The organism is Rhizobacter sp. SG703 (assembly GCF_012275445.1).
In the GTDB taxonomy this organism is placed as follows: domain Bacteria; phylum Pseudomonadota; class Gammaproteobacteria; order Burkholderiales; family Burkholderiaceae_C; genus Rhizobacter.
Map to the genome: position 1 here is coordinate 70,427 of NZ_JAAZQK010000009.1, position 25,125 is coordinate 95,551.

At 70.1% G+C, this 25,125-nt stretch carries 14 protein-coding genes; 5 read left to right on the forward strand and 9 right to left on the reverse strand.

Going from position 1 to position 25,125, the window contains the following annotated elements; translation table 11 throughout:
• Positions 1-100: 100 nt before the first annotated feature.
• The 9 genes from FHT26_RS19720 to FHT26_RS19760 all read right to left on the reverse strand — a co-directional run bounded on the left by FHT26_RS19720 (position 101) and on the right by FHT26_RS19760 (position 19,596).
• Positions 101-3,364, reverse strand: coding sequence for a hybrid sensor histidine kinase/response regulator (locus FHT26_RS19720; RefSeq protein ID WP_168561822.1), 3,264 nt, complete (start codon positions 3,362-3,364; stop codon positions 101-103).
• Positions 3,364-4,950, reverse strand: a complete 1,587-nt coding sequence (locus tag FHT26_RS19725) for an extracellular solute-binding protein (RefSeq protein WP_168561823.1) — start codon at positions 4,948-4,950, stop codon at positions 3,364-3,366. Before FHT26_RS19725 ends, FHT26_RS19720 begins: the two co-directional genes overlap by 1 nt.
• A gap of 31 nt (positions 4,951-4,981) precedes the next feature.
• The gene (locus FHT26_RS19730) at positions 4,982-6,457 is read right to left on the reverse strand and encodes an extracellular solute-binding protein (RefSeq protein ID WP_210427498.1); all 1,476 of its coding nucleotides are present in this window, start codon (positions 6,455-6,457) and stop codon (positions 4,982-4,984) included.
• Positions 6,458-6,707: 250 nt separating this feature from the next.
• A complete protein-coding gene (locus tag FHT26_RS19735) occupies positions 6,708-8,123 on the reverse strand; it encodes an efflux transporter outer membrane subunit (protein ID WP_168561825.1) in 1,416 nt (471 codons plus the stop codon).
• Complete coding sequence (locus tag FHT26_RS19740) at positions 8,120-11,311, reverse strand: efflux RND transporter permease subunit (RefSeq protein WP_168561826.1); 3,192 nt, start codon at positions 11,309-11,311, stop codon at positions 8,120-8,122. Before FHT26_RS19740 ends, FHT26_RS19735 begins: the two co-directional genes overlap by 4 nt.
• The gene (locus FHT26_RS19745; RefSeq protein ID WP_168561827.1) at positions 11,308-14,472 is read right to left on the reverse strand and encodes an efflux RND transporter permease subunit; all 3,165 of its coding nucleotides are present in this window, start codon (positions 14,470-14,472) and stop codon (positions 11,308-11,310) included. Before FHT26_RS19745 ends, FHT26_RS19740 begins: the two co-directional genes overlap by 4 nt.
• A 12-nt stretch (positions 14,473-14,484) precedes the next feature.
• A complete protein-coding gene (locus FHT26_RS19750; protein WP_490362799.1) occupies positions 14,485-15,930 on the reverse strand; it encodes an efflux RND transporter periplasmic adaptor subunit in 1,446 nt (481 codons plus the stop codon).
• A 268-nt stretch (positions 15,931-16,198) separates the two neighbouring features.
• On the reverse strand, positions 16,199-17,884 hold the full coding sequence (locus FHT26_RS19755; protein ID WP_168561828.1) for an electron transfer flavoprotein-ubiquinone oxidoreductase: 1,686 nt from the start codon (positions 17,882-17,884) through the stop codon (positions 16,199-16,201).
• Between the two features lie 584 nt (positions 17,885-18,468).
• Positions 18,469-19,596, reverse strand: a complete 1,128-nt coding sequence (locus tag FHT26_RS19760) for an NADH:flavin oxidoreductase/NADH oxidase (RefSeq protein WP_168561829.1) — start codon at positions 19,594-19,596, stop codon at positions 18,469-18,471.
• A 121-nt stretch (positions 19,597-19,717) separates the two neighbouring features.
• Here FHT26_RS19760 and FHT26_RS19765 point away from each other — a divergent pair, with 121 nt between their 5' ends.
• The 5 genes from FHT26_RS19765 (at position 19,718) to FHT26_RS19785 (ending at position 25,121) form a co-directional block, all read left to right on the forward strand.
• Complete coding sequence (locus FHT26_RS19765; RefSeq protein ID WP_056814187.1) at positions 19,718-20,500, forward strand: SDR family oxidoreductase; 783 nt, start codon at positions 19,718-19,720, stop codon at positions 20,498-20,500.
• Entirely contained in the window at positions 20,497-21,168 is a 672-nt protein-coding gene (locus FHT26_RS19770; protein ID WP_349238187.1) for a YceH family protein, read from the forward strand. The genes FHT26_RS19765 and FHT26_RS19770 overlap by 4 nt, the downstream gene beginning before the upstream one ends.
• 63 nt (positions 21,169-21,231) lie before the next feature.
• Positions 21,232-23,649, forward strand: coding sequence for a transporter substrate-binding domain-containing protein (locus tag FHT26_RS19775; RefSeq protein WP_168561830.1), 2,418 nt, complete (start codon positions 21,232-21,234; stop codon positions 23,647-23,649).
• Positions 23,650-23,757: 108 nt separating this feature from the next.
• A complete protein-coding gene (locus tag FHT26_RS19780) occupies positions 23,758-24,507 on the forward strand; it encodes a hypothetical protein (RefSeq protein WP_168561831.1) in 750 nt (249 codons plus the stop codon).
• On the forward strand, positions 24,504-25,121 hold the full coding sequence (locus FHT26_RS19785) for a hypothetical protein (protein WP_168561832.1): 618 nt from the start codon (positions 24,504-24,506) through the stop codon (positions 25,119-25,121). Before FHT26_RS19780 ends, FHT26_RS19785 begins: the two co-directional genes overlap by 4 nt.
• The last annotated feature ends 4 nt before the right edge of the window (positions 25,122-25,125 follow it).

Below are 25,125 nucleotides of genomic sequence, written 5' to 3' on the forward strand. Positions count from 1 at the left end.
AGCACTGCATCACGATGGCGGACTGCGAGTCTGCGTCCTGGATGATGCAGCGGAGGCGATGCCCGGGCCTGTCGAGCGTGGACTCTATGTCGGCGCTGCGTCATCCCGACGCCGCATGGCTCCCCGCCACGATCTCGCTCGACGCCGGCCGATCGCCCGCATCCTTCGCCGCCATCGCCCGCAACGCCGCGAGCGCCGGCCCGAGGTGCACCTCGACCTGCTCGATCAGCCTGTCCAGGTCGTCTCCCGGTGCCGGCTCCGACACCGCCTGCTCCAGCGCCGCTGCCGCGTCGGACAAGGCCATGGCACCGAGCGTTCCCGCCACGCTCTTCAGGTCATGGGCGATGCGGGCCATGCCGGCGTCGTCCGCTGCGGCTCGCGCTGCGGCGAAGCGCTCGCCGAAGCGCGCCTCGCTCTCGACGAACAGGCGGGCCACCCGTGCGTACAGCGTGCGATCGCCACCCAGCGCCTCCAGCGCGTCCTGCAGCGCCAGCGCCGTCCCGCCGGCGGGTTTCGCGTCCGGGGTCGGCGTCGTCGCCAGCTCCGGCGCCGGCCGGCCGATCCAGCGCGCCAAGGTGGCGAACAGTTCCTCCACCCGGATCGGCTTCGCGATGTGGTCGTTCATGCCGGCGGCCAGCACCTTCTCGCGGTCGCCCACCATCGCGTTCGCCGTCATCGCGATCACCGGCAGGTCGCGCCAGCGCGGCTCCTCGCGCAGCGCGCGCGTGGCTGCATAGCCGTCCATCACCGGCATCTGGCAATCCATCAGCACGAGGTCGAAGCGCCCGTGCGCCAGCCGCTCCAGCGCCTCCCGTCCGTTGTCGGCCGTGGTGAGCTGCACGCCGGCACGGCGCAGCAGGTCGCAGGCCAGCTCCTGGTTGATCGGGTTGTCCTCGACCAGCAGGATGCGCGCCCCGACCAGCGCGGCCCGCTGGTTCACGAGCGCCTCGTCGCGCCGCTGCGAACGCAGCGCGTGCCGCCCCGGCAGGTGCAGCACGGCCAGGCAGGTGTCGAGCAGCGTCGACGGCGTCACCGGCTTGCTCAGCGTCGCCGCCGCCGACAGGCGCTCGGCCGTCAGCCGGCGCGTCACCTCGTCGCGGCTGAACGCGGTCAGCATCAGCACCGTCGGCGGCGCATGGCGCAGGCCCATCTCCGCCAGCCGCACGAGGCAGTCGACGCCGTCCAGCCCCGGCATCTTCCAGTCCAGCAGCAGCAGCTCGATGGGGGCGTCGCTGCGGTCCGCCTCCGCGATGGCCTGCAACGCCGCTTTGCCGTCGCCCACCGTCGACGGCCGCATGCCGAACGCGGCCGTCATCTGCGCCAGCAGGTCGCGGGCCACGTCGTTGTCGTCGGCCACCAGCACGCGCAGCCCGCGCACGCGCTCGACCCGGCCGGGGTCGTCGTCGGCCACCGGCTGCGGCGGCAGCCGGAAGCGCGCGCTGAAGTGGAAGCAGCTGCCGCGGCCGGGCTCGCTGTCCAGCCCGATCTGCCCGCCCATCATGCGCACCAGGTTGCGGGAGATCACCAGCCCGAGCCCGGTGCCGCCATAGCGCCGGCTGGTCGAGCTGTCGGCCTGCGAGAACGGCTGGAACAGCCGCGCCTGCTGCTCGGCGGTGATGCCGATGCCGCTGTCGCGCACTTCGAAGCGCAGCAGCACCTGGTCGGCCGAGCGTTCGATCGCCTCGACCTTGACGACGACCTCGCCGCGCTCGGTGAACTTGACGGCGTTGTTGCCCAGGTTGAGCAGCACCTGCCCGAGCCGGAACGGGTCGCCCTCCAGCGTGGCCGGCAGGTCGGGCGGCAGCGCGAAGACCAGCTCCAGTCCCTTCTCCTCGGCATGCATCCCCACCTGCGTCGCCAGGTCGTCGAGCACCGCACCGAGCTCGAACGGCACCTGCTCCATGTCCAGGTGCCCCGCCTCGATCTTCGAGAAATCGAGGATGTCGTTGATGATCCCCAGCAGCGACTCGGCGGCCCGGTGCACCTTCTGCACGTAGTTGAACTGCTGGGGGTCCAGCCCGCTTTGCAGCGCCAGGTGCGACATGCCGAGGATCGCGTTCATCGGCGTGCGGATCTCGTGGCTCATGTTGGCCAGGAACTCGCTCTTCGCCTGGTTGGCCTCCTCGGCCGCGTCGCGCGCGTGCCGGGCCTCGGCGAACACGCGCTCCAGGTGCGCGATGGTGTCGGCCAGCCGCTGCGTCATCGTGTTGAAGCTCGTCGCCAGCACGCCGATCTCGTCCTGCGATTCCGGCTCGGCCCGCGCCAGCAGGTCGCCGGCCGCCACGCGCTCGGCCACGCCGGTCAGGCGGTGCACCGGCCCGACGATGTTGCGGCGAAAGCCCCAGGCGAGCGCGATCGCCGCCAGCACCGCGATCAGCCCGACCGCACCGGCCACCGCCCGCGCACGCGCGATGCCGTCGACCAGGCCGGTCAGCGCGCCGTCCAGCTGGCCCTCCTGCGTGCGCGTCAGCTCGGCCAGGCGCTGCAGCATCGCGGCGGCCTGCGGCGCGACCTCGGTGCGGTAGAGGTACAGGTCCTCGTAGGCATGCTCGCCGTTGACGATGGCGCCGATCTGCAGCGCGAGCTGGGCGATCTCGGAGCGCAGGCGGGCGATGTCGTCGAGCAGCCGGCCCTGCTGGGCATCGAGCAGCCCGCGTCGCGCCGACACGGCGGTCCAGGCCGATGCATTGGTGGACAGCTGCGGCCCGTACGCGAGCTTGAAGTTCAGCTCGCCCGACGCGCCGAACGCGATCAGGTTGGTGACCATCGCGTCGAACGAGGTCTGGAAGCGCAGCAGGTCCTCGACCAGCGCGCGGTGCTCGGCGCTGGCCGCGCGCGCCTGCTGCGCCTCGACGATGCGGCCGAGCGCATCCAGCGCCTGCACGCGCCGCGATTGCACCTCCAGGCGCGACAACCGCAGCGCCGCCCGGTTCTTCAGCGGGTCGTCGTGCAACGCGAACAGGCGCTGCGGCAACTGCACCCAGCCGTCGTATTCGGCGGTCAGCGCCTCGACCGAGCGGGCCGCCTCGGCCTCCGGCCAGCGGTTCGACATCGCCTGCAGCGCGGCCAGGCTGTTCTCGAAGCTGCGGCGTGCCGCGTGGTACTGCAGCACGTCCTGCGGGTCGCTCAGCACCAGGTAGCCGCGCACGTGCAGCTGCATGCTCAGCAGGCTGGCCTGCGCCTGGGTCGATGCGAGCAGCGCGGGGCGGCGCAGGTTCTCGGCCAGCGCGATGTCGTCGGCCAGGCGCTGCCCGCCGATCCAGCCCAGCCCGATCACCAGCAAGGTGACGCCGGCCAGCGCACCGAAGCCCATCGTCAGCTTGTCGCCGACGCCCGGGCTGATGACGCGCCGGCGCCAGTCCATCACCGCGGCAGGCCGAGCGAGGCCCGGTAGACGCGCCGCTGGGCCTCGCGCCCGAGGCGGATCGTGATCTCCTCGAAGTCGACCGCCGTCGCCTTCAGCGCCGCCTGCGGGCTCAGCTGGCCGGCCGCGGCTTCGGCCAGGTGCACGTCGAGCGCCTGCCAGTAGCTGAAGGCCCCGGGGATGCGCAGGTACGGGAACTGCAACGGGTTGCTGAAGTTCTCGAAGTACGCATGCAGGTAGTCGCGGACATCGGCCTCGTTCCAGCCGGCATCGAGGTAGGTCTCGATGCGCGCGGTGCCGTCGGGCGGCAGGAAATGGAAGCTGCGCCCGGGGTCGATGCCGTCCCAGCCGCGCACCGCATACACCTTCGACTTCTCCTTCGTCGCCATCAGTGCGAACAGGTAATAGGCGGCCTCCGGGGACTTGGCGTATTTCGAGATCACCCCGGCCCACGAGCCGCCTGTGGTGTTGCCGACCAGGTTGGGCTTCGCGGTCTTGATCCACCGGCCGGCCGGGATGCTGTAGTACGACAGCGTGCCGGGCATCGGCGCCGAGCCGATCCGCCCGCGCACCCTGCTGCCTTCGTCCTGCGCCAGCGCGCCCAGGTCGCCCCAGGTGAAGGCGAGCGCCGCGCGGCCGGACAGGAACAGGTCCCAGCTCTTGCCGAGGTCCCAGCTGAGCATGTCCTTCGGGCCGAACTGCACCAGGTCGACCAGCGCCTCGAGCGCGCGCACGTGGCCCGGGCTCTCGATCAGCGGCTTCATGGTCTTCGGGTCGAACCAGTACAGCCCGGGGTTGTCCGGCCCGATCACGAACGGCGCCGAGAAGGACATGAAATGGAACATGCCCTGGGCGCCGACCTTCAGGTGCAGCGTCAGCCCGTGGTCCGGCACGCCGTCGCCGTTCAGGTCCTGGCCGTTGAAGTACTCGGCCACGTCGCGGAACTGGGCCCAGGTGGCCGGCACGCCCAGCGCGTAGCCGTAGCGGGCGGCGAACGCGGCGCGGTGCCGCGGGTCGGCCAGCAGGTCGCGGCGGTAGTACATGACCTGGCCGTCGTGGTCGTTGGCGATCATGTACTTCCTGCCCGCATAGCTCAGCAGGCGCCGCGGTGCCGGCAGCACCTCGTCGATGTCCCAGGACGGGAAGCGCGGGTCCCTGTAGAGCTTGTCGTACGGGACGATGTGCTCGCCCGCCGCCAGCTCGCCCAGCCACCAGGCGCCGGCATACGCGGCGTCGTACCGGCCGGTGCCGTTGGTCAGGTCGGCCATGAAGTGCGGGAACAGCTCCTGGTGGGTGACCTGCGCGAAGCTCAGCGTGGCGCCGGTGGCGGCCTCGAACTCGGCCTTCAGCTCGCCCAGCGAGCCGGCGTCGCGTTCCTTCACCATCAGCACCGTCACGCGCTGGCCGGCGAACGGGCACGCCCCCGGCTTGCACGGCGGCACGACCCGCGGCGGGACGATGGCGCCGGCTTTCACCACCGAGGTCTTGTACTCCTCCGACGCCGGCGGCCTGGCGTCCTGTGCCGAGGCCGCGAATGCAAACGCCGCTGCGGCCGCTGCGGCGAACCAGCCCACGATCGTGTCCATGCCTGTCCTCCTGCTGCCGGCTGCAGCCCGGTCACAGTCCCGACGACGAGCGGTATGCACGCCGTTGCCTGTCGCGCCCGAGCCGGATGGTGATCTCTTCGAAGTCCACCGCCGCGGCCTTCAGCGCCGCTTCGGGACTCAGCTGCCCCGACGTCGCCTCCGCGAGGTGGAGGTCCAGCGCCAGCCAGTAGCTGTAGGCCCCGGGGATGCGCAGGTAGGGCAGCTGCAGCGGGTTGGTGTAGGTGTCGTGGTAGGCCTGCAGGAAGTCGCGCACGTCGGCCGTGTCCCAGCCGGCGCGCACATAGGTCTCGATCTTCGCGGTGCCCATCGGCGGCAGGAAGTGATAGCGCCGGCCCGGGTCGACGCCGTCCCACCCGCGTGCGGCATAGACCTCGGACTTGGCCTGCGTGGCCATCAGCGCGAGCAGGTAGTAGGCGGCCTCCGGCGACTTCGAGAAGCGCGAGATCACGCCGGCCCACGAGCCGCCGGTGGTGTTGCCCACGCGGTTCGGCGTGGCGCTGCGCAGCCATTGCCGCTGCGCGATGCCGTAGTACTCCGGCACACCCGGCAGCTGGGCCGAGCCGACCTTGCCGCGCACCTGGCTGCCGGCCTGCTGCGCCAGTGCGCCGAGGTCGCCCCAGGTGACTGCCAGCGCGGCACGGCCGGCCAGGAAGTGGTCCCAGCCGCGGCCCAGGTCCCAGCGCAGCATCTCCTTCGGGCCGAACTCGACCAGGCCGACCAGCACCGTCAGCGCACGCACGTGGCCGGGGCTGTCGATCAGCGGCTTCATCGTCTGCGGGTCGAACCAGTAGAGGCCGGGATTGGCCGGCCCGATGACGAAGGGCGCCGACAGCGACATGAACTGGAACATGCCCTGCACGCCGGCCATCAGCGGCAGCACCACGCCGTGGTCGGGCTGGCCGTCGCCGTTGAGGTCCTTGCCGTTGAAATAGGCCGCGACGTCGTGGAACTCGTCCCAGGTGGCCGGCACGCCCAGCGGCCGGCCGTAGGCCTTCTGGAAGGCGGCCCGGTGCACAGGGTCTTCGAGCAGGTCGCGGCGGTAGTACATCACCTGCCCGTCATGGTCGTTGGCCACCATGTACTTGTGCCCGCCGTACTGCAGCAGGCTGCGCGGCGCCGGCAGCACCTGGTCGATGTCCCAGGCCGGGAAGCGCCGGTCCTTGTAGAAGCGGTCGTAGGGCAGCAGGTAGTTGCCTTCGACCAGCTCGCCCAGCCACCAGGCGCCGGCGATGCAGGCGTCGTAGGTGCCGCTGCCGGCGGTCAGGTCGGCGGTCAGGGTGCTGAAGACTTCTTCGGTCGGGCGCCGCACGATCGTCAGCGTCGCGCCGGTGGCGGCCTCGAATTCGGCCTTGACCTCGTCGATCGGCGCGCCGATCGGCTGGCCGTCGGTCACCAGCAGGCTGACGTTCTGGCCGGCGAACGGGCAACGGCCCGGCGTGCAGGGCGGTGCGACGCGCGGCGGCACCAGTTCGCCGGGCCTGACCACGGCCGAGTCGGACCCTTTCAGCTTGCCGGGTGGACCGCCTGCCTGCGCGGCGAAGCCAAAGGCCCAGAGGCTCGCGGCCAGCGGCCACAAGTTCCGGCACCGAAGCCATCGACGCATGATCAAGAAGATCTCCAGCGCCCGCCGCACCGTCAGGCTGTGTTGCGTGCTCCCTGCGGCGATCTTGCTCCGAAGTTCGGCAAATGCAATCCCCGGACTATCCCCCGGCCATTCCGGCAATGCCGGCCGGACGTCAGGAGCGCGGCGGCATCCAGCTCGAATGCCAGCCGCCGCCCATCGCCTGGATCAACCCGATCGCCGCGAGCTGCTGGTCGACCTGCAACTGCACCAGCGCGCGCCGCGCGCTCAGCGCCGACGATTGGGCGCTCGCCACTTCGAGGTAGCTGACCTGCCCCGCGCGGTAGCGGTTCAGCGTCTGCACCTCGGTGTCGTCGGCCGCCTTCGACGCCTGCGCGCGCAGCGTCGACTGCTCGGCCAGCATGCGTACCAGCGACAGCTGATCCTCGACCGCCTGCAGCGCGGCCAACGTCGTCTGGCGGTAGCGGGCCACAGCCGCATCCCTGCTCGCCTCGGCGCCTTCGACGCGGGCGCGCGTCGCGCCGGCATCGAAGATCGTCTGCGCCACCGAAACGCCCAGCGACCACAGGTTCTGGCTCGCATTGAACAACTGGCTGGCCGCGCTGCTCTGCTGCCCGACCGAGCCGCTCAGCGACAGGCTCGGGAAGTACGCGCTGCGCGCAATGCCGATCTGCGCATTGGCCGATGCGACGCTGCGCTCGGCGCCGGCGATGTCGGGCCGGCGCTGCAGCAGCTCCGACGGCACCGCCAGCGGCACCGCCGGCACCGTCATCTGCCAGGCGGCCGGCGGCAGCGAGAACTGCGCCGGCGCCTGGCCGACCAGCACCGCGATCGCATGCTCCAGCACCGCGCGCTGGCGGCGCAGCGTCGCCAGGTCGGCCTGCGCATTCGCGAGCTGCGTCTGCGCCTGCAGCAGGTCGCTCTTCGGCGCGACACCGGCGTCGTAGCGGTTCTGCGTGATCGTCTGCGAGCGGGTGAAGCTCTCGACGGTGCGCGTCACCACGTCGATCTCGGCATCGGCCTCGCGCAGCGAGAAGTAGTTGGTCGCCAACGCCGCCTGTGCCGACAGCCGTGCCGATGCGAGGTCGGCCTCGCTCGCCTGCGCGGTCGCGGTCGCGGTGTCGACGCCGGCCTGCAGCTTGCCCCACAGCGGCGCCTCCCAGCTCGCGCCCAGCGCCGCCTGGTAGGTGGTGACTGTCGACGTTCGCGCGTTGCCGCCGGAGCGCGTCGCGCCGCCGCTCAGGCTCACGTTCGGGAAGAACGACGCACGCGCCTCCTTCACCAGCGATCGAGATTGCGCATAGCCGGCCACCGCGGCCGCGACGTTCTGGTTCGACACCTCGACCTGCGCGGCCAGCTGGTTCAGCGTCTCGTCGCCGAACAGCGTCCACCACGGCCCGCGGTCGAGCGCGTCGGCCGGTGCGGCCGGAAGCCAGCCGTCGGCGGCCGCCGGCACTTCCTTGTAGCCGGCGGGCAACGCGGTGTCGGGCACCTGGTAGCGCGGGGCCACCGAGCAGCCGGCGAGCAAGGCCGCGAGCAGGGCGGCAACGGGAGTGAGGCGTGAAGTCATGCGTGCAAGGCCGTGTCGGTGCCGCGGCTCAGGTGGCGCTCGTCGGCGCCGCGGCGGCGCAGCTTGTCGAGCAGGAGGTAGACGACCGGCGTGGTCAGCAGCGTCAGCAACTGGCTGGCGACCAGCCCGCCGATGATGGCCACGCCCAGCGGCTGGCGCAGCTCGGAGCCTTCGCCGAAGCCGATCGCCAGCGGCAGCGCGCCGAGGCCCGCGGCCAGCGTCGTCATCAGGATCGGGCGGAAGCGCAGCAGGCAGGCCTCGCGCACCGCGTCCAGCGGCGACAACCCGCGCGAGCGCTCGGCCTCGAGCGCGAAGTCGATGATCAGGATCGCGTTCTTCTTGACGATGCCGATCAGCAGGAACACGCCGATCAGCGCGATGATCGAGAACTCCATGCGGAACATCAGCAGCGCGAGCACCGCACCGACCCCGGCCGACGGCAAGGTCGACAGCACCGTCACCGGGTGCACCAGGCTTTCGTACAGCACGCCGAGCACGATGTAGATCACGACGATCGCCGCCAGGATCAAGAGCGGCTGCTGCGCCTGCGAATCCTGGAAGCCACGCGCGGTGCCGGCGAAGCTGCCGCGCACGTTGGCCGGCATCGCGATGTCGGCCTCCGACTGCTTCACCGCCGCCTGCGCGTCCGACAGGCTGACGCCGTCGGGCAGGTTGAACGACACCGTGGTCGCGAGCTCGCCGTCCTGGTGGTTGATCGAGGTCGGCGTCGCGCTCTCGGTGAAGCGGGCGAGCGCCTGCAGCGGCACCATCGTGTTCGCGGTATTGCTCAGCGCCGAGCCGCCCGACGCGTCGCGCAGCGCCGGGTTCACCGACAGCGTCGCGGTCGCCGCGGCACCGGTGCCGGCCTTGCGCGGGATGTACACGTCGTTCAGCGAGGTCGGGCTGCGCGTCAGGCTGCGCGCCGCTTCCATCACCACGTGGTACTGGTTCAACTCGCCGTAGATGGTGGCCACCTGGCGCTGTCCGAAGCTGTCGTACAGCGCGTTGTCGACATCGCGCGTCGTGATGCCCAGCCGCGCCGCGGTCGCCTTGTCGATGTCGACGAAGCTCTGCACGCCGTTGTCCTGCTGGTTGGTGTCGACGTCGGCCAGTTCTTCCTTGGTGCGCATCTGGTCGGCCAGCTTCAGCGCCCAGCTGCGCAGGTCGGCGATGTTGTCGCTCTTCAGCGTGTACTGGTAGGTCGAGTTGCTCGACCGGCCGCCGGCCCGCAGGTCCTGCACCGGGTTCAGGAACAGCTGCACGCCGGTCACGGTGGCCAGCTGCGGCCGCAGCCGCGCGATCACCGCCTGCCCGCCGTCCTTGCGCTGGCCGACCGGCTTCAGGTTGATGAACATGAAGCCGCCGCCGGCGCGGCCGCCGCCGGTGAAGCCGACCACCGTGTCGACCGCCGGGTCGGCGTGGATGATGTCGACCAGCTGCTTCAGCTTGCCCTGCAGCGCCTCGAACGAGATGCTCTGGTCGGCCGACAGCCCGCCGTTCAGCTGGCCGTTGTCCTGCTGCGGGAAGAAGCCCTTCGGCGCCGCCTTGAAGAGGTAGACGTTCAGGCCGATCACCGCCAGCAGGATCAGCATCACCAGCGCCTTGCTGTGCAGCGCCCAGTCCAGGCTGTGCTCGTAGCCGCGCAGCACGCCGGCAAACACGCGTTCGGAGAAGCGCGCGAGGCGGCCGGGCGGCTTCTCCGCATGCCCCCCTCTCTTCAGCAGCCAGGCGCACATCATCGGCGTGGTGGTCAGCGAGATCACCAGCGAGATCAGCACCGCGACCGACAGCGTCACCGCGAACTCGCGGAACAGCCGGCCGATCTGCCCGCTCATGAACAGCAGCGGGATGAACACCGCCACCAGCGACAGGCTGATCGACAGCACCGTGAAGCCGACCTCGCGCGCGCCGAGCAGCGCGGCCTCGAAGCGGTCCATGCCGGCCTCGATGTGGCGGCTGGTGTTCTCCAGCACGACGATCGCGTCGTCGACGACGAAGCCGGTGGCCACCGTCAACGCCATCAGGCTCAGGTTGTTCAGGCTGTAGCCGAGCAGGTACATCACGCCGAAGGTGCCGAGCAGCGACACCACGGTGGCGACCGCCGGCACGATGGTCGCGCGCAGGCTGCGCAGGAACACGCTGACGACCACGACGACCAGCAGCACCGAAATGACCAGCGTGCCTTCGATCTCGCGCAGCGATGCACGGATGGAGTTGGTGCTGTCGGAGGCCACCTGCAGCTCGATGTCGCTCGGCAGCTGCGCCCGCAGCTCGGGCAGCAGCGCCCGCACGCCGTCGACCGTCTCGATCACGTTGGCGCCGGGCTGGCGCGTCAGCAGCACGATGACGGCCGGCTGGCCGTTGAAGAGCCCCAGCGTGCGCACGTTCTCGACGCCGTCGCTGACCCTGGCCACGTCGGACAGGCGCACCGCCGCGTTGTTGCGCCAGGCCACCACCAGCCCGCGGTAGTCGGCCGCCGTTCGCCCCGGCGGCGGCGTGTAGATCTGCATGCGGCGCTCGCCGTCCTCGATCGCGCCCTTCGGCCGGTTCGCGTTCGACGCCTGGATCGCCGCGCGCACGTCTTCGGAACTGACGCCGAAGCGGTTCAGCGCGAACGGCAGCAGCTCGACGCGCACCGCCGGCAGCGAGCCGCCGCCGAGCTCGACGTCGCCGACGCCGTCGACCTGCGCCAGCTTCTGCTGCACGATGTTCGACACGGCATCGTAGATCTGCCCCGGCGTGCGGGTCTTCGAGGTTAGTGCGAGGATGATGATCGGCGCGTCCGACGGGTTCGCCTTGCGGTAGGTCGGGTTGCTGCGCAGCGTCGACGGCAGGTCGGCGCGCGACGCATTGATGGCCGCCTGCACCTCGCGCGCCGCGCCGTCGATGTTGCGGCTCAGGTCGAACTGCAGCGTCACGCGGGCCGAGCCGGACGAGCTCGACGAGGTCATCTCGTTGACGCCGGCGATGGTGCCGAGGTGGCGCTCCAGCGGCGTGGCCACGCTGCTGGCCATCGTGTCGGGGCTCGCGCCGGGCAGCGACGCGCTGACCGAGATGGTCGGGAAATCGACCTGCGGCAGCGGCGCCACCGGCAGCACGAAGAACGCGCCGATGCCGGCCAGCGCGATGCCGATGGTCAGCAGCACCGTCGCGATCGGCCGCGTGACGAAGGGCTTCGACAGGTTCATCCGGCCGCTCCATCGGTGGACGGACCCGGCACGGCAGCGGCCCGGCGCACGCGCCGGCCCAGCCGGTCGAAGCCGAGGTAGATCACCGGCGTCGTGAACAGCGTCAGCACCTGGCTGACGATCAGCCCGCCGAAGATCGACAGGCCGAGCGGCATGCGCAGCTCGGCGCCTTCGCCGCCGCCGAACATCAGCGGCAGCGCGGCGAACAGCGCCGCCAGCGTCGTCATCAGGATCGGCCGGAAGCGCAGCAGCGCGGCCTGGTGGATCGCCTCGCGCGGCGACTTGCCCTGGTGGCGTTCGGCGTCGATCGCGAAGTCGATCATCATGATCGCGTTCTTCTTGACGATGCCGATCAGCAGGATGATGCCGATGATGCCGATCACGCCGAGGTCATTGCCCGACAGCATCAGCGCCAGCAGCGCGCCGACGCCGGCCGACGGCAGCGTCGACAGGATCGTCAGCGGGTGGATGTAGCTTTCGTACAGCACGCCGAGCACGATGTAGACGCAGACCAGCGCGGCGAGGATCAGCCACAGCTCGTTGGCGAGCGAGGCCTGGTAGGCGCCTGCCGCTCCGAGGAAGGTCATCGTCACCGATGCCGGCAGGTTGATCGCCTTGGCCGCCTGCTTGATTGCATCGACCGCATGGCCCAGCGATTCGCCGCCGGCGGTGTCGAAGCCGAGCGTGGTGGCCGGGTACTGCGCGACGTGCGTCACCTGCAGCGGCGCCGCCTTCTCGCGGATCGTGGCGATCGCCGACAGCGGCGTCGCCTCGCCGGAACTGGTGCGCAGGTTCAGCAGGCCCAGCGTCTGCGCGCTGTTCACCAGGCCGGGCTGCGCCTCGAGGATCACGCGGTACTGGTTGGTCTCGGTGAAGATGGTCGAGACGATGCGCTGGCCGAACGCGCTGTACAGCGCGTCGTCGATCGCGCTCGCGGTGATGCCCAGCCGCGAGGCGGTGTCGCGGTCGATGTCGATGTAGGCCGACATGCCCTGCGCGCCGGCGTCGGTCACGATGTTGCGCACCTGCGGCACGGTGCGCAGCTGGTCGGCCAGCTTGTGCGCCCAGTCGGCGACCACCTGGCTGCTGACGCCTTCGAGCGACACGCGGTATTCGGTCGGGCCGGATTCGGCATCGATCGTCAGGTCCTGCGTCGGCTGCAGGTACAGCGTGACGCCGGCCACCTGCTGCACGCGCTCGCGTAGCCGGTCCATGACCTGCGCCTGCGTGCCGCTGCGCCGGCTGCGCAGGTTGATCAGCATGCTGCCGGTGTTCAGCATCGTGTTGTTGGCCGCGTCGACGCCGGTGAACGAGCTCAGGCTCGCGACGTCGGGGTCGGCCAACACGGCCTGCGCGGCCTTCTGCTGCAGCGATGCCATCCGGCTGTACGAGACGTCTTGTGCCGCTTCGAGCCGGGCCTTCAGCTGGCCGGTGTCCTGCGTCGGGAACAGGCCCTTCGGGATCACCATGTACAGCACGATGGTCAGCACGAGCGTCGCGGCGGCCACCAGCAGCGTCAGCACCTGGCGGTCGAGCACCCAGCCGAGCCAGACGTCGTAGCGCGCGATGAAGCGGTCGAACAGGCGCTGGAACGCGGCGCCGAAGCCCTTCGCGTGCCGCGGATCGCCGTGCGCGGTGTCCTGCGGCTCCAGCCAGCGTCCCGACATCATCGGCACCAGCGTCAGCGACACCACCGCCGAGATCAGGATCGTGATCGCGAGCGTCACCGCGAACTCGCGGAACAGCCGGCCGACCACGTCGCCCATGAACAGCAGCGGGATCAGCACCGCGATCAGCGAGACGGTCAGCGAGATGATCGTGAACCCGATCTGCGTCGCGCCCTTCAGCGCGGCCTGCATCGGCGGCTCGCCTTCCTCGATGTAGCGGGCGATGTTCTCGATCATCACGATCGCGTCGTCGACGACGAAGCCGGTCGCGATGGTCAGCGCCATCAGGCTCAGGTTGTTCAGGCTGTAGCCGAGCAGGTACATCACGCCGAAGGTACCGATCAGCGAGATCGGCACCGCCAGGCTCGCGATCACGGTGGCGCGCACGCTGTGCAGGAACGCGAAGATCACGATCACCACCAGCAGCACCGCCAGCAGCAGTTCGAACTCGACGTGCTTGACCGACGCGCGGATGCCGGTGGTGCGGTCGCTCAGGATGCTGACGCTGACGCTCGGCGGCAGCCCGGCCTGCAGCTCGGGCAGGCGCTGCTTGATGCCGTCGACGGTGGCGATCACGTTTGCGCCGGGCTGGCGCTGCACGTTCAGGATGATGGCCGGCACCAGCGGGCGCGCGTCGGGGCGGGCGGCGCAGTCGGTGCAGTCGATGCCGGCCCACGCGCCGAGCCGCACGTTCTCGGCGCTGTTGACGACCTGGGCCACGTCGGCGATGCGCACCGGCGCGTTGTTGCGCCACGCGACCACCAGCGACTTGTAGTCGTCGACCGTCAGCAGCTGGTCGTTGGCGTTGATGCTGTAGGTGCGGGTCGGGCCGTCGAAGCTGCCCTTCGCGCTGTTCGCGTTGGCGCCGGTGATGGCGCTGCGCAGCGTGTCGATGCCGATGCCGTACGACGCGAGGGCCTGGGTGTCGGCCTGGATCCGCACCGCAGGGCGCTGGCCGCCGCTGAGCGTCACCAGGCCGACGCCGCTGACCTGCGACATCTTCTGCGCGAGCCGGGTGTTGACGAGGTTCTGCACCTCGGTCAGCGGCAGCGAATCGGAGGTGATCGCGAGCGTCAGCACCGGTGCATCGGCCGGGTTGACCTTGGCGTAGACCGGCGGCGCCGGCAGGTCGGCCGGCAGCAGCGAGCCGCCGGCGTTGATGGCCGCCTGCACCTCCTGCTCGGCGACGTCGAGCGTCTGGCCGAGCGAGAACTGCAGCGTGACGATCGACACGCCGGCGGCGCTCGACGAGCTCATGCGCTGCAGCCCGGGCATCTGGCCGAACTGCTTTTCCAGCGGCGCGGTGACGGTGTTCGTCATCACCTCGGGGCTCGCGCCGGGGTACAGCGTCTGCACCTGGATGGTCGGGTAGTCGACCTGCGGCAGCGCCGCGAGCGGCAGGAACTTGAAGCCCACCAGGCCGGCGAGCACGATGGCGAGCATCAGCAGCGAGGTCGCTACCGGCCGCTCGATGAAGGGACGCGACGGACTCATGGGTGGTCCGGCTTATTGCTGTTCGGCCTGTTCGCGGCGTTGGCGGCGGCGCTCGCCCCAGGCGCCGGAGGCGCCCGACGCGAAGCCGGCCGGTGCCGACGCGCCATCGGCGGCGGCACGCGGGCCCCGCTCGCCGCGCGGACCCGATGCGCGGCGGCCGGGCGGGAACGCACCGGCCGGGCCGGAGGCGCCTTGCGCACCCGATGCGGCGCGGTCGGCCGATAGCGTCACGCGCGCGCCGTCTTTCAACCGGTCGGCGCCTTCGGTGATGACCTGCTCGCCGGCCTCGAGCCCGGCGGTGATCGAGACCTTGTCGACCGTCGCCTGGCCGCGCGTGACGGTGCGCTGCTGCACCGTGCGGTCGGGCTGCAGCACGTAGACGTAGTCGCCGTCGCGGCCGTTGCGCAACGCGGTGATCGGCACGACGACGGCGCCCTTCACGGTGTCGAGCAGCAGGCGCACGTTGACGAACTGGTTCGGGAACAGCGCGCCGCCGGCGTTCTGGAAGCGGGCCTTCGCGCGCACCGTGCCGGTGGTGGTGTCGACCAGGTTGTCGAAGGTGGAGAAGGTGCCGCTGTCGAGCTTGTTGGTGCGGGTGCGGTCGTAGGCGGCGACCGGCAGCTGCGCGCCGCTGGCCACGCGGGCCTGGATGGCAGGCAGGCGGTCCTGCGGGATCGAGAACGCGATGTCGATCGGCTCGGTCTGCGTGATCACCGCGATGCCGGTGGCGTCGCCGGACGACACCAGGTTGCCTTCGTCGACGCTGCGCAGCCCGATGCGCCCGCCCACCGGCGCGGCGATGCGGGTGTACGCGAGGTTCAGCCGCGCGGTGCCTTCGGCGGCCTTGTCGGTCATCGCGGTGCCTTCGAGCTGCTTGACGAGGGCGGCCTGCGTGTCGACGTCCTGGCGGGCGATCGAGTCCTGCGCCAGCAGCGTCTGGTAGCGCTTCAGCGTGACGCGCGCGGCATCGAGCTGGGCTTCGTCGCGCAGCCGCTGGCCGCTGGCCTGCAGCAGCGCCATCTCGAACGGGCGGGCGTCGATGGTGGCGAGCAGCTCGCCCTTCTTGACGACCTGGCCTTCCTTGAACGCCACCTTGGTCAGCACGCCGGAGACCTGCGGGCGCACCGTGACGGTGGCAGCCGGCGTGACGGTGCCGAGGGCTTCGATCAGCACCGGCAGCTCGGCCTGCGCTGCGGTGGCGACGCCGACGGTGGTGGCGCCGGCACCGCGGCGGCCGGCGGCGCCGCCGGGGCCCCCCGGTCCGCCGGGCCCGCCGGGTCCGCCCGGGCCTGCCATCGCGCCGGCCGGTGCCGCCGCGGGCCGGTGGGTCAGGTACCACGCGACGCCGCCCAGCAGCGCCAGCCCGATCAGCGCGATCAGCGTGCCCGGCCAGCGTCGACGAGGCTTGGCGGAAAGCGAGGGCGTGGCGGCGTCTTTCGGCGTGTGGTCCATGGGCATGGGCGAGGGCAGTGAGGGGGCGCGTCGGCGATGGGCGACTGTGCCACGCGCCGGGGCGCTGCGGTCAGTCGCGGCTGGGTGCGTTGGCACTTGGCGTGCCCGCATTCCAACCTGTCAACGTTGCCGGCTTGTTGCTGCCAAGCGAATGCCGTTCGCATGCCCACGCGCGCGAAGCGCCGCGACCATCAAGCCACTCCCCAGGATCCGGCTTTGCCGGGCCGAGGGGAGGCGCCCCGTGGGGGCAGGAGCGAAGCGACTGGGGGGCCGTTTACATGCTTGCGTAGTTCGGGCCGCCACCGCCTTCGGGCGCGACCCACACGATGTTCTGCGTCGGGTCCTTGATGTCGCAGGTCTTGCAGTGCACGCAGTTCTGCGCGTTGATCTGCAGGCGGTCCTGGCCGGCCTCGGTCTTCACGAACTCGTAGACGCCGGCCGGGCAGTAGCGGGCTTCGGGACCGGCGTACTTCGCGAGGTTGATGCCCACCGGCACGGCCGCGTCCTTCAGCGTCAGGTGCGCCGGCTGGTTCTCGCCATGGTTGGTGTTGCTGATGAACACGCTGGAGAGCTTGTCGAAGGTCAGCTTGCCGTCGGGCTTCGGGTAGTCGATCTTCGGGCAGTCGGCAGCCGGCTTCAGCCGCAGGTTGTCGGGCACGGTGCTGTGGATGGTCCACGGCGGCGCCTTGAAGCCGAGCTTGGGCAGCAGCCACAGCTCGATGCCGTTCATGATCGACGACAGGAACAGCCCCTTCTTCATCCACTGCTTGGTGTTGCGCGAGGCCTGCAGCTCTTCGTGCAGCCAGCTCTTCTCGAAGGCCTGCGGGTAGGCGACCAGCTCGTCGTGCTGGCGGCCGGCGGTGACGGCAGCGAATGCCGCCTCGGCGGCCAGCATGCCGGTCTTGATCGCGGCGTGGCTGCCCTTGATGCGCGAGAAGTTCAGGAAGCCGGCCTCGCAGCCGACCAGCGCGCCGCCGGGGAACACGAACTTCGGCAGGCTCATCAGCCCGCCGCAGGTGATCGCGCGCGCGCCGTAGCCGATGCGCTTGCCGCCTTCGAGGCAGGCGCGGATCGCGGGGTGCGTCTTCCAGCGCTGCATCTCCTCGAACGGGCTCAGCCACGGGTTGCTGTACTCGAGCCCGGTGATGAAGCCGAGCGTGACCTTGTTGTCTTCCGCGTGGTACAGGAAACCGCCGCCGTAGGTGCTGTTGTCCATCGGCCAGCCGAGCGAATGGATCACGTGGCCGGGCCTGGCCTTCGCGGGGTCGATCTCCCACAGCTCCTTGATGCCGAGCGCATAGGTCTGCGGATCGCGGCCGTCGTCGAGCTTGAAGCGCGCGATCAGCTGCCGGCCGAGCTGGCCGCGCGCGCCTTCGGCGAACACCGTGTACTTCGCGTGCAGTTCCATGCCGAGCTGGAACTCGCCGGTCGGCTCGCCGTCCTTGCCGACGCCCAGGTTGCCGGTGGCGATGCCCTTGACCGAGCCGTCGGCGTTGTAGAGCACTTCGGTGGCCGCGAAGCCGGGGAAGATCTCGACGCCGAGCGCCTCGGCCTGCTGGCCGAGCCAGCGCACGACGTTGCCGAGGCTGACGATGTAGTTGCCGGCGTTGTGCAGGCTGCCCGGGATCAGGAACTGCGGCGTGCGCAGCGTGCCGGCCTGGCTGAGGAACAGCATCTCGTCATGGGCGACCGGCTGGTTCAGCGGCGCGCCGAGTTCCTTCCAGTTCGGGAACAGCTCGGTGAGGGCACGTGGGTCCATGATGGCGCCGCTGAGGATGTGGGCGCCGGGCTCGGAGCCCTTCTCGAGCACGACGACCGAGATCTCCTTGCCCTGGGCCGCAGCCAACTGCTTCAGCTTGATGGCCGTCGCGAGGCCGCCGGGGCCGCCGCCGACGACCACGACGTCGTACTCCATGGATTCGCGCGGGCCGTGTTGCTCGAGGATGGCTTCGGGGGTCATGTCGTTCCTTGTGTCCTGGGCGCTGCGCGGCGCTTGTCTCGGTGCGCGGCATTGTATCGACGCCGAGGGCTAAAAAGAACGATCGTTCTTTTTCAGCATGGCCGGGTTTCGCTTCGGGTGGCATTGCCGGGTCTCGCCCCGGCGGGCGAGTCACTTTCATTTGCTGGCTCAAATGAAAGTAACCAAAGCAAAGCGCCTCAACACACACCCTACGGTTCGTTCTGGCTCGCTGCGGACAACACGGCCACGCCGCTGCACTCCCACCTTGCTTGGGATTGTTGCCCTTCCTTTTTCCTCACACGCCCCGCTTCGGGTTGCGTAGCCCGAATGCCACTTCGGGCCCAGGCGATGCGCAGCGAGCTGGATGGGAAGAACGCACAACAATCCCAACCAAGGTGGGGTTCTAGCGGCGTGGCCGTGTTGTCCGCAGCGTGCAGAACGAGCCGTATGGTGTTCGGGTTCAGGCGCCTTTGCTTTGGTTACTTTCATTTGGCAAGACAAATGAAAGTGACTCGCCCGCCGGGGCGAGACCCGGCAGCAGCCTCACGCAGTGAACCGCCCCCCCCCCGCGCAGGCAAAAGCGCCTACCGTCCGCCAAACGGTACCCCCGCGAGGACGTCCGCATGCCCCCGCGGCGCAGCCCTCCCGTACTGCGGCGGCGGCGCCACCTGCGCCCCCAGCGCCGCTGCCGCATGCCACACCCAACGCGGGTTCCACAGCATCCCCCGGGCCAGCGCCACCATGTCCGCATCGCCGTCGACGAGGATCTGCTCGGCCTGCGCCGGCTCGGTGATCAGCCCGACCGCCATCGTCGGCAGGCCGGCCGCTTCCTTGATGGCCCGCGCGAAAGGCACTTGGTAGCCTGCGCCCAGCTTGATCTGCTGCTGCGACGTGATCCCGCCCGACGACACGTCGATGAAATCGCAACCGTGCGTCTTCAAGGCCTTCGCGAACTCCACCGTCTGCGGCAACGTCCAACTTGGCGCGTCGACGTGCTCCATCCAGTCGGTGGCCGACACCCGCACGCCCAGCGGCTTGTGCGCCGGCCACACCGCGCGCACCGCATCGAACACCGCCAGCGGCAGGCGCATCCGGTTCTCCAGGCTGCCGCCCCACGCATCGGTACGCTGGTTGCTGATCGGCGACAGGAACTGGTGCATCAGGTAGCCGTGCGCGCAGTGCAGCTCGATCGCGTCCAGCCCCAGCCGCTGCGCGCGCTCGGCCGCCCGCACGAACTGCGCGATCACGGTGCGGATGTCGTCCTCGCTCATCGCATGCGGCGGCGCCTCTTCAGGCCGCTGGCGCACCGCCGACGGGGCCCACGGCATCCAGCCGCCGTCCTGCGGACCGATCAGCTGCCCGCCCTTCCAAGGCGGCGCGCTCGAGGCCTTGCGGCCGGCATGCGCCAGCTGGATGCCGATGGCGCCTTTCGCATGCGGGCGGATCGCCGCCAGCACCCGGGCCAGCGCGGCTTCGTTGGCATCGCTCCACAAGCCGAGGCAGTCGGGGGTGATGCGCCCCTCGGCGCTGACGCCGGTCGCCTCGATCAGCGTCAGCGCGGCGCCTCCCTGCGTCATCGCGCCGAGGTGCATCACGTGCCAGTCGGTGGCCGATCCGTCGACGGCCGAGTACTGGCACATCGGCGCGACGATCACGCGGTTCGGGAGTTGAAGTTCGCGCAGTGCGAGCGGGCGGAACAAGGTCGGGTTCATCGGACTCCTGGCGGCAGTTCGGCAAAGGGTTCGTGCTATCTTGCCCGACACCTCCGGCCGCCGCAGACCCCGGGTCTTTGGTGGCCTCATGCCACACCAAACAAATCCAGGAGCCAGGAACATGAGCTACAGCATCGATCTCGCCGGCCGCGTCGCGCTGGTCACCGGTGCCTCCAGCGGGCTGGGCACCCAGTTCGCGAAGACCCTCGCGAAGGCCGGTGCCGCCGTCGTGCTGGCCGGTCGCCGCGTCGAACGCCTGAAGGCGCTGCGCGCCGAAATCGAGGCCGATGGCGGCGATGCCCACGTCGTCAAGCTCGATGTCACCGACCACGGCAGCATCAAGGCGGCCGTCGCGCATGCCGAGACCGAGATGGGCAGCCTCGACATCCTCGTCAACAACTCCGGCGTCAGCACCACGCAGCGGCTCACCGACGTGACGCCCGACGACTACGACTACGTGATGGACACCAACACCAAGGGCGCGTTCTTCGTCGCGCAAGAGGTGGCCAAGCGCATGCTGGCGCGCGCCCAGGGCTCGGCGCCCGGCACCTTCACCGGCGGGCGCATCGTCAACATCGCATCGATGGCCGGGCTCAAGGTGCTCGGGCAGATCGGCGTGTACTGCATGAGCAAGTCGGCCGTCATCCACATGACGCGTGCGATGGCGCTCGAATGGGGCCGCTACGGCATCAACGTCAACGCGATCTGCCCCGGCTACATCGACACCGAGATCAACCACCACCACTGGAAGACCGAGCAGGGGAAGAAGCTGATCGAGATGATGCCGCGCAAGCGCATCGGCCAGCCGCAGGACCTCGACGCCGTGCTGATGATGCTGTGCGCGAACGAGAGCCACTTCGTCAACGGTGCGGTGGTGCAGGCCGACGACGGGTTCGCGGTGTGAGTTTGCGTCCGTTGACCTTGCTGGAGGCGCGGGCCCTGGGCGTGCTGGTCGAGAAGGCCGCCACCGTGCCCGACAGCTACCCGCTGTCGCTGAATTCGCTGGTGGCCGGCTGCAACCAGAAGACCGCGCGCGATCCGGTGATGAACGCGACCGACGCCGAGGTGCAGGCCGCGGCCGACGCGCTGAAGGCGCTGAGCCTCGCGTTCGAATCCAGCGGCTCGCGCGTCAGCCGCTACGAGCACAACCTCGGCCGCGCGCTCGCGCTGCCGTCGCAATCGGTCGCGCTGCTCGCGGTGCTGATGCTGCGCGGGCCGCAGACGGCGTCCGAGCTGCGCGCCAACTGCGAGCGGCTGCACCGTTTTGCCGACACCTCGTCGGTCGAGGCCTTCCTCGACGAACTGGCGACGCGCGCCGACGAGAAGGGTGGCCCGCTGGTGGTGAAGCTGCCTCGCGCGCCGGGTGCGCGCGAGGCGCGCTGGACGCACCTGCTGAGCGGCGCGGTCGACACCTCGGCGATGCCGGTGGCCGCGAGCGACGACGACTTCGTCGCCACCAGCGAGCTGGCGGCCTTGAAGGCGCAGCAGCTGAGCCTGAAGCGCGAGGTCGACGAATTGCGGGCGCTGGTGGCGCGGCTGTACCAGGAATTGGGCGTGAGCCGGCAGGACTGACACGACGGACCTGCGCCGGCGATACGGCGGCGGCGAACTGATCGACGAACTGAGCGGAGTCTCATGAGCGGAGCGAGGACCTGGTGCCACCGGTTGGCGGCCGTGATCGGCCTGGCCGCTGCGTTCAGCCTGCCGGCCGCGGCCCAGCCGCAGTCGCAGCCGCCAGCCGTCACGCTGCGGCTGACCGACGTCGAGCGGGCCTGGATCGCCGAGCACCCTGTTGTGCGCATCGGCACCTCGCCCGGGTTGCCGCCGTATTTCACGTTCGATGCGAACGCCGCGCGGCCGCAGGGCTACGTGATCGAGCTGATGGACCTGCTGGCCGAGCGCACCGGGCTGCGCTTCGACTACCAGCGCTCGCCGAGCCAGGCCGTGCTGATGGAGACGCTGGCACGCGGCGAGCTCGATGCGGTGGCCTTCGTGCCGGCGCCGGCCGATGGCGCCGGCGTCTTGCTGCACACCCGGCCGATGCTCGGCGCGAACATGGTGCTGGCAGTGCGCCGCGACATCTCCGACGTGTCGCCGGCCACCGAGTTCGGCGGCTACCGCGTCGCGGTCGAAGCGGCGTCGGCGGCCGACGGGCTGCTGGCGTCGCGCTTTCCCGGCGCGCAGGTGCAGCGCCACGACAGCGCCGAGGCCGCGCTGCGGGCCGTCGCGTCGGGCGATGCGGATGTCTACATCGGCTACCGCCACGTCGCGGTGCACTACATCGAGAAGAACCTGCTGGCCAACGTGCAGGTGCGCGGCGGCTTCGGGCCGGGGCTCACGGCGCTGGGCCCGGCGGTGCGGCGCGACCTGCCGCTGCTGCATGCGGTGCTCGACAAGGCGATGGCCTCGGTGACGCAGAGCGAGCAGGCGCAGCTGGCGCGGCGCTGGCTGCCCGACGATGCCGACGGCGTGCCGGGCAGCGCGGTGCTGACCGATGCCGAGCGCCGCTGGGTCGATGCGCACGGGCGCATCCGGGTCGGCTACGACGCGGCCTTCGCGCCGATCACGCTGCGCAACGACCTGACGCAGCTGCGCGGGCTGGGCGCCGACTTCATCCGCCTGGCCGCCGGCAAGGTCGGCGTGACGATCGAGAGCGAGACCGGCGGCAGCTTCGCCGAGATGTACCAGCGCGGCGTCAACGGCGAGATCGACGTGCTGGTCGGGGCCGCCCGCACCGCGCAGCGGCGCGAGGATTTCGATTTCGTCGGCCCGTTCCTGCGCGTGCCCACCGGCATCGTCACGCGCAGCCCGGACGGGCCGCTGGTGACCCGGCTGGGCGAGGTCGGCCCGATGCGCCTGGCGCTGCTGCAGGACCACTTCCTGATCCCGCAGCTGAGCACCCGCTATCCGGCGATCCGGCTGTTGACCTTCCCGACGCAGGAAGGCGCGCTGAAGGCGGTGGCCGACGGCCGGGCCGATCTCGCGATCGGCAACCTGAAGGTGGTGAACCAGCTGATCAACGACGGCCTGACCGGCCGCGTGCGCGTGACCGGCACGCTGGGCGACGCCGACAGCGAGCTGTATTTCGCGGTGCGGCGCGACCTGCCGGAGCTGTCGCACCTGCTGCGCAAGGGACTCGATGCGGTGAGCGCGAGCGAGGCCGACGATATCGAGCGCCGCTGGCTGCTGGGCAGCGGCACGCTGAGCATGAGCCGCGAGCAGGCGGTGCGCCTGGGCGCGCTGCTGCTGGCGACGCTGCTGGTGCTGCTGACCTGGTTGCTGCTGCTGCGGCGCGGCAACCGGCGGCTGCGGCAGGCACGACAGATCGAGCGCGATGCGCGGCGCCTGGCCGAAGAGAGCACCGCCGCACGCGGCCGCTTCATCAGCTATTTGACGCACGAGCTGCGCGGCACGATCGGCGCGATCGGCACCGGCGCGCAGATGTTGAAAGAGAGCCTGCCGCCCGAGCGCCGGCAGCGGTTGGCGGACGCGATCAGCGAATCGGCCGAGGGGTTTCGCAGCCTGCTGGAGACGACGCTGCAGTACGAGCAGCAGCTGGAGCGCAAGGTGGAGCTGCAGCTGGCGCCGACCGAGTTCGCGGTGCTGTGGCTGCAGATGATCGCGCCGCTGGAACTGAGCGCACAGGGCAAGGGCCTGGGCTTCCGGGCCACGCTGGAGGCCGACGGCGCGGCGCGCGTGCTGATCGACGCGCAGCGGTTGCGCCAGGTCGTCAACAACCTGGTGGGCAATGCGATCAAGTTCACGCGCGAGGGCGAGGTGACGGTGCAGGGCCGGCTGAAGGGCGAGGGCACGGCCGTGCAGCTGGAGCTCGACGTGTACGACACCGGACCGGGGCTGAGCGACGAGGATCGGCAGCGCCTGTTCCAGCCGTATGCGCAGGGCGTGCAGGGGCAGAAGCTGCGGCAGGGCGCAGGCCTCGGGCTGGCGATCACGCGGCAGATCGTCGACGCGATGGGCGGGCGGATCAGCGCCGAGGCGGCGCCCGGGGGTGGGGCGGTGTTCCGGGTCCGCGCGACGGTGGCGGTGGCGTAGCTCGGACGTGTTCTGGGGCGCGCGATGGCGAAAGTCACCTCACGGACCGGCCTGGCCTTCGTATGATCCAGCGCCACAGGCGGCCATGCAGGCCATTGAGGAACGTCGATGACCGGAGCCCGAGTCCCTGCCACAGGACACATCGTCAGCACGCAGCGCCATGCAGGCGCGCCGATCGGTCAGGTGATGTACGTGAACAAGGTGGCGAGCGACGGCTGGCTGCAGGTCAAGCCCGAGAGCCGGACGGGCCTCGTGCCGCTGTGCAAGTACACGAAGCTGGCCATGACGCACTTCGCCGATGGGCGAACCTACTTCAAGGTGCTGGATGGCCACCACAAGGGCCAGGTGATGAGCCTCGGCGATGCGAACGCCAAGGAGTATCTCGGCATCCGTGCGCCCGTCCAGTCTGCGGCACAGATCGTGGTCACCTATGGGCGCTTTGAAGCAGCGTGGCATTCGTCGGTTCGAAAACTGAACATCGATCAGCAGATGGCAACGATGTCCATCGGCAGCATCCAGGTGCAGGTGACGATGAACTCCGACTGGCGCGGGCTCTTCTACCCCTTGCCCCCTGGAAGTTACGCGGTGCTGCTGCCGGATGCACCGCACGACAAGAACATGACGCAGTACTACCGAGAAGGTGCGCCCGGCATGAAGTTCGACCAGGTCTGGTTCCCGATCCGCTTCGGCGACAACAGCCGGTACGTGCACGTCGGCAATGTGTCCGATGGCTGCGTGACGGTGCTCGACCTTGCTCGCTGGAATGACGTGCACGAGGCGCTGATCAGCCACCGCGGAAGCGATGGAGCCAGCGTTGCACAGTTGACGGTCAAGGGCACGCCGGAGCGGGCGCGATGAAGGCCCCAACCGGATGGCGCACGATGCGTCTGGCAGCGCTCGTCGGGGTGCTCGTGTCGGCACTGACGACGGCGCATGCGGACGGCACGGCGACCTCTCCCGACGCTGCGCGGGTACTCGCCGATCTTCAGGCTGCGCGCAGCAAGCAGACGGCAGAAGGTCGCAACGCTGCCAAGCGCTTGAATGCGCTCGGCGACAGTGCCTACAGGCGCCAGGATTACGAAGTGGCGTACAAGGCCTATTCCAACTCGTATCCCAACTTCCCGACCTCCTACGCTTACCTGATGTCGGCAGACGCGCAGTGGCGTTCCCTGGTGCAGTTCCAGCGGAAGAGGGCGGTGCAGGAATCCTCGGCCACTGCGGCCTGTCTCGAAGCCAGCGGCCGGTTCATTCATGGCATGAAGATGGACCTCGCGCAGCACTACGAAGTGGGACTTGCACTGGCCAGCGAAGAGCGCGACAAGCAGTTGCTGAAGTCGCCGATGTTCTCGCGAGCGCGCGAGTCGTTCACCTGCCTGCAGACCGTGGCGAAAGAGCTGGAAGCCTTGCCGGCGAACTCATGCGTCGACATCGGTCGGGTGCAGCAATGCCTGGGCGAACCCCTGTTGAAGTAGTTCG